7 protein-coding genes and 1 tRNA gene are annotated in these 12275 nt (G+C 41.5%); 2 read left to right on the top strand and 6 right to left on the bottom strand.

Going from position 1 to position 12275, the window contains the following annotated elements; translation table 11 throughout:
* Positions 1 to 88: 88 nt before the first annotated feature.
* The 6 genes from RMZ43_RS16570 to RMZ43_RS16595 all read right to left on the bottom strand — a co-directional run bounded on the left by RMZ43_RS16570 (position 89) and on the right by RMZ43_RS16595 (position 7764).
* A complete protein-coding gene (locus tag RMZ43_RS16570; RefSeq protein WP_322652470.1) occupies positions 89 to 1522 on the bottom strand; it encodes a vWA domain-containing protein in 1434 nt (477 codons plus the stop codon).
* 432 nt (positions 1523 to 1954) lie between these two features.
* Positions 1955 to 2025, bottom strand: a tRNA-Ser gene (locus RMZ43_RS16575).
* Positions 2026 to 2057: 32 nt separating this feature from the next.
* The gene (locus RMZ43_RS16580) at positions 2058 to 2783 is read right to left on the bottom strand and encodes a hypothetical protein (protein ID WP_322652471.1); all 726 of its coding nucleotides are present in this window, start codon (positions 2781 to 2783) and stop codon (positions 2058 to 2060) included.
* 296 nt (positions 2784 to 3079) lie between these two features.
* Positions 3080 to 3280 carry a hypothetical protein gene (locus tag RMZ43_RS16585; protein WP_322652472.1) on the bottom strand — a complete coding sequence of 67 codons (201 nt, stop codon included), beginning with the start codon at positions 3278 to 3280 and terminating at the stop codon, positions 3080 to 3082.
* 725 nt (positions 3281 to 4005) lie between these two features.
* Positions 4006 to 4728 carry a cyclase family protein gene (locus RMZ43_RS16590; RefSeq protein ID WP_322647153.1) on the bottom strand — a complete coding sequence of 241 codons (723 nt, stop codon included), beginning with the start codon at positions 4726 to 4728 and terminating at the stop codon, positions 4006 to 4008.
* A 306-nt stretch (positions 4729 to 5034) separates the two neighbouring features.
* Positions 5035 to 7764 (bottom strand): PAS domain S-box protein, encoded by a 2730-nt coding sequence (locus RMZ43_RS16595; protein WP_416212415.1) that lies wholly within the window; start codon positions 7762 to 7764, stop codon positions 5035 to 5037.
* Between the two features lie 915 nt (positions 7765 to 8679).
* Between RMZ43_RS16595 and RMZ43_RS16600 the strand changes: the two genes are divergently transcribed.
* The gene (locus RMZ43_RS16600; protein WP_322652474.1) at positions 8680 to 11220 is read left to right on the top strand and encodes a proteasome protein; all 2541 of its coding nucleotides are present in this window, start codon (positions 8680 to 8682) and stop codon (positions 11218 to 11220) included.
* A gap of 53 nt (positions 11221 to 11273) precedes the next feature.
* Positions 11274 to 12077, top strand: a complete 804-nt coding sequence (locus tag RMZ43_RS16605; protein ID WP_322652475.1) for an Rpn family recombination-promoting nuclease/putative transposase — start codon at positions 11274 to 11276, stop codon at positions 12075 to 12077.
* Positions 12078 to 12275: the final 198 nt, after the last annotated feature.

Genomic DNA, 12275 nt, shown 5'->3' on the forward strand with positions numbered 1-12275 from the left:
CATTGTGAATAACAATCTTTCGTCATTTTTTGATGGTGTTACTGTATCAGGATGCGTTAGAAGTAACTATGACGCACCCTGATCTACTCTACTTATCCTCTCTTATAGGCAACGGCATATCCAGAATCTCCATCAGCAAATCCAAACGAGAGGGGCGCGTTAGCAGTGGGACGATGTTCGGCAAGCTGTAGTAATCACCTGCAAAAGTAAACGTATCTACAGGTGCTTGCTGCTGCTTCAATTGAGTCTCCACCCAGTTGTAATGACCACCCACACGGACAATCACCACATTGGGCATTATCGCCAACTCCCGGCAGTAATTCTTGTAGACTTCACCGAAGTAAGGAGCCGCATTTTCGCCCTCATCCGTCACTATGATAATCTGGTCAACTACCTGCTTCTTCTTCCGCATTGCTTCCAATGCACAGCCGATACTAGTACCACCGCCTGCATTGATGTGCTGAAAGGCACGCTCCCAGTCGCTCAACTCCTTGCCCTTTGCTGTAACAGCATAAGGAATAGTGTCAAAGGCGTAGACAAACAGTTCTGCCTGAGTGATACCAGAGATTAAAGCAGCGAGTTGCAAACCCGTCGCGATCGCATTTTCCATTGAACCAGACTTATCGACCAATAAAGCAGTTGGACGAGCGATCGCACCGCGCCGTTTCACCTGCTCATTTGTCACCTTTTCCAGTCGAGCAACGGTGTCTGCGTCAAAATCTGCGGCATCTGTTGCAATCTGTGCTTTGAATGCTGAGACACGCCCACTTTTAGACGCTGATTCCAGCTTAGAATCAATCAGCTTTTTAACTTCTGGGTGATCCATTGCGCCTCTAGTCTGGAGAGACTTAAGGTTGTTGATCGCTTCTTGTGGAGACATGCTATTGATCAACGCCACCAATACAACTGGTGTAAGTTGCTTGATTGCACCAATTGCGATCGTGTATGGAATTTTGAACTCCACAATCAGCCGTGCCTGTTCTGCGGCATTTTCAGCCTTCGCAAGCTGCTTCAGCAAATTTGCTAAGGAACCCTCTGGAGGAGTATCGCCAAACAGAATCGCATTTGCCCGCTCATTTGGCTTGATGTGCAGTGAAGCATATAAGTGTTTCATTGCCTTACGACCTCGCAAAGCGGCGCGATCAAACAGAGCCGGATTGCTCTCCCGTGTCTTCAAGTAACGCCGTACCGCAGTCCGAGCCGAACGGGGTAGCTTGTTTTGCTGCTGCTTCATTAAGTCCACTACACGAGCCACTTGATAGGGTGGAAACTCTTGTAGCATCATAAATCCAGCATCGCGGTGTTCGATTAAATTGCTAGTTAACAAGTAAGCAAGAAACACTTCTTTGTGGTCGCGGACATCACCATGATGCTGATACCAGATTGCCAGATGTCCGTAGAAGATGGGATCGAGTTCAACAATTAACTGATGAATTTCTGTGACTTGCTCAAGTTTGCGGTGAGGAGTTGTCAGCAAACTGTTGAGCATTTCTAAACGCAAGTCACGTTCTGCGGTATTCATTATGAACCTCCTTTAAAAATTTTGGATTTTGGATTTTGGATTTTAGATTGCAATCCAAAATCCGAAATTGAAGGAGGCAGATGTTGCACGCGAGGCGATATCACCGCGCAAGTTGTAGAAGCATTGTGTATAACTTGTGCAGAGTTATGTAAGCTTCTGCGATCGGGGCGCGGCAACAACTGCCAAGTAAAAAGGACTGGGGATTAGGAACTGGGTAATGAGCTGATTAGTAAGTGAAATTCTCTGTCTTTTCTCTTCACCTTCGCGTCCTTCTCTGACGAGACGCTGCGCGAACGCGTTCTTTGCGGTTCGTTTAAAAAACTAGTTTTCGCAACTCAAAAGTACTAGAACTTACGCAAAAAGGCACTGAAAGCAAAGAGAAATTATCATCAAATTAAAATCACCTCGTGCAAGTCGAAAAAGCTGTTGATTCACACACGGGATTTGAACCCGTAGTTGCTTGATCTCAAATCAAGTGCCTATTCCAATTTGGCTAGTATGTAAGCTTCTCCAGTTAGGGCACGAAGTGAAAATTTTAGTTTTGAGAAAGTTGATTTAAAATAAATCGAATTTCTTTCTTGTTACACTGCTGCTTTCTGACAGCGTAAATTATTCGACCTCTATACATTGCAGCAGAACGATGAATTATACCTTTGACAACATCCGTCACATAATGTGTTGGTGGCGGTGGAAAATCTTCAAAGGTAATTAAATACCAAATCTCGTTTACCTTCTGGTATTGATGATAATTATCAATGATGACAATCTCAGTTTGTTCCTGCTTTAGCTTCTGCTTTCGAGGTACTTTCTCGGCTGCACAAAGAATTCCAGTTTCAGGATGGATATAGAAGCGATCGCGATGGTTTGCATCTAGCCGAATTCGATACCCTCGATAAGGCTTGCTGTAAAAACCACCATCAATTATTTCTACATACCGTTCAACGTAGTCCCACACATGATCGATAACATGCTGTCCGGCCATTGTGCTGGGATCTAATCGTTGACACAGTTGGCTGTAAACTTCATTCCAAGGCTGTCCGACTTTTGAGCGCAAAAACCGACGTAAGGGGCCGAGATGGTCTGAAAGATACTTAGATTTATTTATTGGTTTAATCAGGTAGGGATTCAACAATCCATCCTGAATTGCATCCTGGGTGATTTTGTATAATTGCTTCTTAAAGCCAGTCACCTTTTTAAGGCTAATTCTCCTCCCACCACGAGGACGCTCAATCACAATCTCGCTCAAACGATGTTCGCTCATGTCTCACGTTGTTTAAATGCAGTTGTTCTAATTGAGTTGTTATTAAACATGAGTTAGCTAACATCATTGAACTCACCTCTGGATTGAGTAAAGGTTATAGATAAATACGATTTAAATGATTGAAATTCCGCACAAGTTAGCAAAGCAGTTTTCACAATTGCCTATACCAATTTGGCTACGCTTCCATGAATGGAAGCGGCAGGAATCGAACCTGCGATCCGTTGCCGGATAGTGTGTGTAGGCTTTACAAGTTAGGGCGCGGAATTAAGTCTTAAATTACCGGATGACTCAGAAATTTAACCATAGACAGCTTCAGGGCGGACGATCAAATCGCCACTAGGACGGCGATCGATTATGTAAGCAGAAAGGCGATCGCTATTCACATCTAAATGCCGAGCAACGCGCTCTTTCACTGCTACATCATTCATTCCTGCTGCAATTCCCAATTGTATTTTTGGGACATCAATAGAACGTCCTTCAAATCGAATATGAACCATTACAATCACCTCTTCTTTTAATTACGAATTGATATTAGTGGATCTGATCGGGATTGAACCGATACCCTCCCTGTGAGAGTTACACTCACACCTCGTGCGAGTCGAAAAAGCTGTGGTGTCACACGCAGGAATCGCACCTGCAACTTATCGTTCTAGAGACGATTGCTCTACTATTGAGCTAGTATGTAAGCTTTTTCTGTTAGGGCACAAGTGACATCCGGGATCTCTACCGTTAGAGTTACAGACCCAAGGAAAGCATAATTGCGATGCTCTAATTGAGGTTATTGCAACCTTCAATAGATTGCTAAACTAATCCCTAAAAACTAGCATCTATGCAATTGTCAAGGTTCCAAGAGGTTTTAGTTTTGCCTTTTGAGGAAGCTTTTTTCTTGATATTACAAATGTAATACATAAATTACATGGTGTCAAGGGGATACTACAAATTTTGTATTCCGATGCGTGTCATTTAGATTTTCTTGTTGCGAAAGCTTTTATTAATAAGGGTTTTACGATTTCGCTGTAATAATACAAATACGTTGGTAAGGGCATGGCTACAAATTATTCTTTGCTGAAAGTGACACAAATTTTTGTGAAACTGAGCGATCGCGCAGCGTGTTGTAATACTTGCGAAAGTTTTGCAGTCGGGATGTCAATATTGCATGTAATTAACTGCGGTGAGCTATCTGAGCGCGTTGTAAACTCCAGAAAAAATATCGATATAAAAATTAAGGCACGAACGCCAACACCCCGACAGGAGAACCAGAACCACCACGCAACCTGAGAATGCCGATCGCTAGAGTAGTACCTTTCGGTGGCAATTGATCCAAATTAGTGAGATTCTCTAATACAATGCGCGGTTTCTCCAACACCAAGTGGTTAATAGCAAAACTGTTATCCTGTCCAGGATCGACACCATGAGTATCAATTCCTACCCCTGCTATTTGCCGCTCATCCAATAATAATTGAGTCGCATCGCTGCCAAAGCCTGGAAAATGGGCAATTCCTTGAGAATCATGATTTAGGAATGCACTTTTATCAAACCACTTTTTTTGCCAACCAGTATTCAGTATAACTACGCAACCAGGATAAATTTCACCGTATTCTTCTTCCCAAGCCAGAACATCAGCAATAGTCAAGGCATAATCAGGATTAACTGCTGTGGCTTGGCGAATATCTATGACCACCGCAGGTACAACCAAAGACTGGGCGGGATATTGGTCAATTCCCACAGCATAACTATGAAAACTGTTAGGGGCGTTGATATGAGTAGCGCTATGTTCCCCCAAGGAAAAACGTCGCAGGTAATAGCTATCATTATTCAGTTCAGCCACAGTTTCAAATTCTACTGGAGGGTCGCCAGACCATTGGGGAATATCTATATCAATTACATGACTTAGGTGGATAACGCGTGTGTAGGTGATACTATTTTGACTTTGGGGTTGTATCATAATTTTTCTTCCCCCTGCTTGTCTTCCCGAACTGCCTCAAGAGCCTGCCTGAACCAAGAAATTCCTTAACCGAATGGTATTGGACTACACCTACGCAAAGATAATACTATCATTACAACGTTTTTTAAATGATTAAACTGCAACATTTCTACTCTTATTTCCCCGTATTAGAAGAAATAATCCCCCAATTACTCTAAATTTTAGGTTGTTGGGGGGTTCAAAATATTGCAGCAAAAAGCGAATTAATCTTAGTTAACAACTAGTAGGTTAACATTTAATTAAGTTTTGATTAAAATTGCGTAATAATTACAAATCGGGTTGTTGCTTGAATGGAATCATGATCGCAAACTCGGTACCTTCTCCTGGTGCTGAAATACACTGGATTTGCCCACCATGTTTTTTGACAATAATTTGGTAACTAATTGATAATCCCATGCCCGTGCCTTTACCGACGGGTTTCGTAGTAAAGAAGGGGTCAAATACGCGTTTGCGTACTTCCTCAGTCATGCCTAGACCATTGTCGGCAATACCAATGATTACATCGCCTTCTTGGATGAGTGTGCGAATGCGAATTTGGGGAGTAGGGAGTAGGGAGTAGGGAGTAGAGAGTGTTTCTTCCCCCACTCCCCATTCCCCATTCCCCACTCCCTCTTCTAAAGCATCGATCGCATTTGTCAACAGATTCATAAACACTTGATTCATGTGTCCAGCGTGACACATTATTGGTGGCAGATTGCCGTAGTCTCGGATTACTTGGATTTCGGAATGTCCTGATTTGGCTTTCAGGCGATTTTGCAACAGCAGCAAAGTGTTATCAATACCTTCGTGAATATCTACTGGCTTTGTGCCGTCTTCATCAAGGCGAGAGAAATTGCGTAAAGATAGGACAATCTGCCGAATGCGTTCGGCTCCCATGTCCATAGAATCTAGGATTTTGGGTAAATCTTGCTTGAGAAAGTCTAAATCAATGGCGTAGACTTGTTCGTGAATCTCTGGTGTTGGTGGGCAGTTCTGTTGATAAAGGTCTACCAAGTGCAGCAAATCCTTGGTATATTCACGGGCATGGCTAATATTGCCGTAAATAAAATTGACAGGATTATTGATTTCGTGGGCAATACCTGCAACCAATTGTCCCAAACTGGACATTTTTTCAGTTTGAATCAGTTGTGCTTGGGTTTGTTGAAGTTCTAGTAGTGCCGCTTCTAGTTGCTGGGCTTTGTCTTGGGCTGTTTGGGCTGCAATGCGACTTTGGGTGTAAAGTTTTGCTTGGTCAATGGCGATCGCTAATTGAACTGTAACTGCTTGTAGTAATTCTACTTCGCTGTCCAACCAAGGCCGGAAACCACTACAAGAACCACAGCTAAATGTGCCAATTTCACCTGATTGGGTGTGTACGGGGAGCGACATAAAAGCAGTGAAACCAAAATCCTGCAAAAACTGCTGTGTAATACCATCGCTGACAGTCTCAACATCATTAATGCGGATAATTTCTCTATTTAAGGTTTTAGCTGCGATTAGTTCGATTTCTGCATTAGTTGCTTCTTGCTGATTAAGCGTACAGGGGAAAGAGGAACTTTTCGCCTCATATACTCTCTCCCAGCAGGGTACATCAACGTTTTGGCGATACCAAAAGAAAGCGCAGCGATCGATCTGGAATAAGTTACGAATTTCTTGTACTGCGGTTTGCACAATGTAATTGAGATCCAAGGAAGCTCGAATCTGGTTAGAAAGACGATTGAGTAGGGCTTCTCGTTGGGCGCTTTCTCTAAGTGCAAGTTCTGCTTGTTTGCGGTCAGTGGTGTCATGGCAAATACCAACGAAGTTTAAAACATTGCCATTGGCGTCTTTAATAACAGATGAGTTGCTTGTATGCCATCGCCAAGTACCATTTTTGTGTTTTACGCGATATTCAATTGCGTCTTGTTTCTCACTTGTTGTCAAAATTCTTTGAAAATAATCGGCACAAATATGCACATCGTCAGGATGTACAAAGGGAACAAAGGATTTACCTTCAACTTCTGCAACCTTATGTCCAAAAATTTCTGTCCAGTTAGGAGAAACGTAAGAAAATATCCCTTCAAGTGTCAGGGCAAAAATAATGTTATTGGCGTTTTCGACAATGCTGCGAAACTTGTTATCACTTTCTATGAATGCTGCTTGGATAGTGTCGCTAGTGTGACGGACAAGAATTATGATTTGCTGGTCTGCTAATGGTAATAACCTAGCTTCAAAATTATTCTTCCCGGATGGTAGTGCTAAGGTATATTCAAAACTGACTTCATATTGAGTTTCAAGTACTTGAGTTATTGCCTGCTGGAAGCGATCGCCTATAGCGATCGGTAAGCATTCTCGCAAACTCTTGCCCTGACAATCTCCTGTTGGGATATACGGGTAATCCATCTTCCCTAGTTTGTAATCTATAATACTTCCATCAGCATCAAGACGAAAGTATAAATCAGGAAGCGCTTGCAAAATCGCTGCAAATTCTGATGTTTTTTGGTGTAATTGTGCTTCAACTGCTTGGCGTTTTGCAGTTTCAGCTTGTAGTTGTTCTAGTGCTTTTGCTAATTCTGCTTCCTGGCTTCGTTGATAATTTGTAGATACCTGGCTGCTTTCTCTCAAGCTAGGTGGCACTTCTGTTATGTCCATGCAATAACCGATGTAACCAACAAAGCTACCATTTGCTGCAAACCGTGGCGCGGCTGTATCTAAAATCCAGCGATATTCGCCATCAGCCCGACGCAGACGATATTGCCTCTGGAACGAATCATGCGCCGTAAATGCTCGTAGATATATATCTTCACATTGCTGTCTATCTTCTGGATGGACGCTGCAAGCCAAGATATTGCCTATCTCCTCTTCTCGCGTAGCTACAGACGCGTCTGTTGTTAGATGTTTTCCAGTAAATTCTAACCAACTTGCATTTAAATAACAGTAAAGTGCATTGCATCCAGTCATCCAAATCATCAGAGGAGTAGTATCCGCCTGCTGGCAAAATACTTTTTCATCCTGTTCTATTTCTTCCTCTTCGACCATGATTTGGTTAATGTTGCTCTGCACCTTTTTAGAAAACACTTTTGCCTGCCTGCTCTGCCTAAATTATTAAAATAATAGTGTGAAAATATAATTTTTTAATAAATATAATTTCATTTCAATCTGTTATTTATTTTAATACTTTATTTAGTTTTTTGTTTGCAAAGATTTCTCTTTTACTGTAAATAAATTAAGAAAATACTAAAGTTATCATTAAGATGAATTTCAGCGTGCTTGGTGAAATTTAAGCTATCCATGTGTCAAGAAACTTGTTTACTTTGTGTCTTATTAAAATTCGCTACAAATTTATCTTAGCTATGTAATCGCATTGCTCAAGAGCGTGATTTAGCTTCACAGAAACTACATGATTCACTATGAAGTGTTTATATCTTTATCAGAAATTTACAATAATCAGAAAATTCATATCAAATCAATATTGATTTTTTATCAAGAAGAATTCAGCATGAATTAGAGTCCTGGCGACTCAATACCGTGCGGTTAATAAATTTTTTATGTTTTCCGCGTAGGTAGACAATGCTAATGTAGTAGCGAATTATATTCATCTAATACTTTTGCGACATCCTCTGAAAATAAAGGCTATAAAAGGGTTTAATACCCACGTCTCTATCAAGGAGTCTTTAGTTAAATTGTGGTATAAAACTCTACTTACTTCATTGTGGCTCCTGTTAGCGGTAGCGAGGAGTTTAGCCCATTCTGACTTCTAAATTCTTTTTCGATTTTCCAATTCAAACCCGATTTTTCAAAGTTATCTTGACCGTTCAAAACGCCTCATCCCAAAATCGCAAATTAAATGAGAGAAATGCTAAATGTGATATCAACACGTTGCAACAATGGCTAGCAATCGCATTTTATATGTTATAAAGCTCACAGAAATTAATGTTAGGCGGAAACTACTTTATGGAACCCGATAAACTGGGCCGTTTTAAGGAGTACGGCGAATTCATCCTCCGAAAGATAGATTCTGTGCCCCAGCACCCTTCAAAACAAGAAGATTGGGTTCCAGCTAGTCTTGACGACTGTCTTCTGCGTCTGCGGTCAGCTGCCCAGAAAACTGTAGACCTGGCAACTTCACCTGTCAAAATTGGGGTGATGGGGGAATTCAGTAGTGGGAAAACTCTACTTTTAGGCAGTCTAATTGGATATGCCGATGCTCTGCCTGTTAGCGAAAACCCGACTACAGGTAATGTTACCGCCATACACATCATACCGCAAGATGAATTTGCTACTACTCAATTAAGTAATTTTACGGTAAATTATCTTTCTCATGAAGGAGTGCATGAGTGTCTACGCTTCATGTTAGGGGAAGCCAATAAACGGACGACAGCAGCAGGGCTTCCTCCTATACCAGTATCGAAACTCAACTCTGGCACAGATATTATTGGCTGGTGTGAAGAAGCATGGAATAGCAGTAACAATTTAGAGCTACGTTATTTGCTCCGGGAGTTGGTATTATTCCTGCGGGCTTATCAGGCTTATGGAGAAGTTATGTGTGGTGGGCGTTACCAGATTGATGCTACCACCGCCCGCGAGGGGCTACAGCTAGTCGAACAGCCAATGGCAATCCAAACTCTGAAATTTGAAGATTTACCGCCAGCGCATATCCGATTACCAAGTCCACCCCAAAGGCTACCAACAAAGTTATTGCAAAACAGTTTCCCACTGATCCGCCGCGTCGATATTGATGTGAAAATCTCACGGGAAATTTGGGATTTTGCAGGTGCAGCTAAATTTATTCTTATCGACTTTCCAGGATTGGGGGCTGCTAATTCGGGGGCTAGGGATACCTTTTTGTCGCTGCGAGAATTGGCAGAAGTACAAACAATTTTGGTATTGCTAAATGGTAAATCTCCAGGGAGCGATCGCGCCAATAAAATCTTCACGATGATGCAGCAGCAGCGACCGGGACAAGACCTGAAAGATTTAATTCTCGTAGGTGTAGGTCGCTTTGATCAACTCCCTCTAGACAGCGAAGGTGGTGAAAGAGAACTTGACCAACTGATTGAAGATAGCCATTTACAAGAGGAAACCGTTTTCCAAAAACTCAAAGTTCTGCAAACAACCATTGACGGTGCAGAAGCGTTTACAACTCAAAAAGACCGCATCGTTTTACTATCGCCACTGTTGGGACTAGCTGAATTGGCAAAACGTTCTAGTAGCGTGAAAGCAGGCTCAACAGAGTTTTTGGCTAACTTAGATTATCCTGATTATCTAGATCGGTCTAAACGGCTACAAGAAAAATGGCAACGATTAAGTGAACAACTATTAGGATCTAACACTCGCAGTTATTTGGGTAGACAGCTAGGTTACTTTAGTCAAGATGGGGGACTCAGTAAGCTGCGGGAATTGATTCAAACCCACGTAGCGACTCATGGTCTAAAGCAACTGTATGAAGATACTCGCAGAGCGGCTGATGTGGTGAGTCAGCAACAAGATCACTTGAAGGACATCATAGATGAAATTCACGAGCAAGGTATCCCTACAGGTGATAGTCCCGCCTTTATCGAATTGCGCTTTGTGGTCGAAAGCTTGGATAAAATCTATCGGAATTTTCAAAAAGATTTAGGGAAAGAACCACTCAAAGACCGACGTGGTGTAGTCGTCAGCGATGTAGTTAAAGACGAACTCACTTTTAGAATCCTGAATTGGAACCAGTGGACTTTACTCTTCAACAAAGCCAACAATGGAGCGATCGCTCTGGCAGAATCTAAAGGTGCAGCCGGGAAATTATTTGATCGGGGAAATCGCGTCAATAGTTCGCTTCCAACTAAGAGCGATGATTTTTATCCAGTATTTGAGAAAACCGTTAAAGAAGTAGAAGATTTTGCCCGCGATCGCATCCATCAAGCAGTGGTAGATTTGTTGAATCAATTGTCAAATTATGTAGCCCCAGAACGCGAACAATTGCAGGCATTTTTCCATCCAGATATGGAACAAGAAATCGAAGAAAAATTTGGTTTTGAAGATGCCGATCTCTTTTACAAATTATTACTAGGATGCGATCCTAATGAATGGAAAGATGCAATCATTTCCGAAATCACTAGTAAAGACAAAACCGTTGCACCCGAAATTATCTTTCCTTTAGCACGTAAAGACGAAAAACACAACGTTGGACAAATCTTTGATTGGGCACCAGAAAAAAGCCAAGGTTTACTTAGATCGAGCAATCATCAACTTTTAGTACTGCGGCTGCGAGATGAAATCACTGCTAGCGCCAGTCTTCACCTTGTGCAGTATGTTAGCGAAGTTAATCAGCAAATAAATTCTGAACTAGAAGGCATTTTGGATCAAATTATTCCTAGTTTGCAAAACCTTTCAAAAAAAGAAACTTTGCTGAGGTATTTGGCGGCTGGAGAATTGCCATCTGAGATAGCAATTCCTACTTGGTTGCAGATTATTTCAGAACTTGCTGCTGTTTCTTACTTAGATGATTTGAGATAAGCTAACTCAGAAAGTGACTGATTGCGATCGGGTAGGTTTATGAGGATGTATTTGTGAGACGTGATGCGATTTTTTATACAATTTTCAAGCGTGTCCCAGGATTGTTTTTTGAGTTAGTAGAACAGCCACCAGCCGAAGCTGCTAGCTATCGTTTTGAATCTGTTGAAGTTAAAGAACCAACATTTCGGATTGATGGGGTATTTTTACCTCCACCTGATGCAACACCTCAGATGATCTTTTTTGCTGAGGTGCAATTCCAAAAGGATGAGTTACTGTACCATCGGTTTTTCTCAGAATCAATGCTGTATATGTATCGTAACCCGTCGCTTTACGATGACTGGTACGGAGTAATTATTTTACAATCTCGCAGCTTGGAACCGGAAAAGACTACTATTCACAGATCGCTACTGAACAGTTCTCAAGTACAACGGATTTATTTAGATGAGTTAGGTAGTCTTGATGAGCAAAAAGTAGGTATTAGTTTGATGCAGTTAACTATTGCCTCAGATACTCAAATGGTGCAAGATGCGAAACGTTTAATTGAGCGGGTGCAACAAGAACAGATAACTGTTCTAGCTAAGGAAGAGATAATAGATGTAATCACAACGATCGCTGTTTATAAATTTGCAAACTTAAATCGTGAAGAGGTAGAGGCAATGTTAGGAGTTAAGTTAGAAGAAACTAGAGTTTATCAAGAAGCTAAACAAGAGGGACGAAAAGAAGGACGAGAAGAACTAAAGCTTGAACTTGTACCTCAGTTTTTAGCTCGTGGTATGTCGATGGAAGAGGTTGCCCAATTACTTAATTTAACTATCGAAGAAGTAAGATTTGCAACTGAGCAACAATCTTCAACATAAACTCAGTAACTGCCGTAATTTTCGTAACGATGCCTAGTTTGGGCTACGCCTATGCCCTTTCATATAAAAGCGTAGCCCGACGTAGATATCGGGACAAATAAAAAAGCCAGTGCTAAAGAGAATCAATGGTACAAGACCAAAAATTCTCTAAATTTGTAATTTTATGATAGAACATTACAGTTTTTAGCCAGGTATAAA

Origin of the sequence: Nostoc sp. CmiVER01 (assembly GCF_034531135.2) — a bacterium.
In the GTDB taxonomy this organism is placed as follows: domain Bacteria; phylum Cyanobacteriota; class Cyanobacteriia; order Cyanobacteriales; family Nostocaceae; genus Nostoc.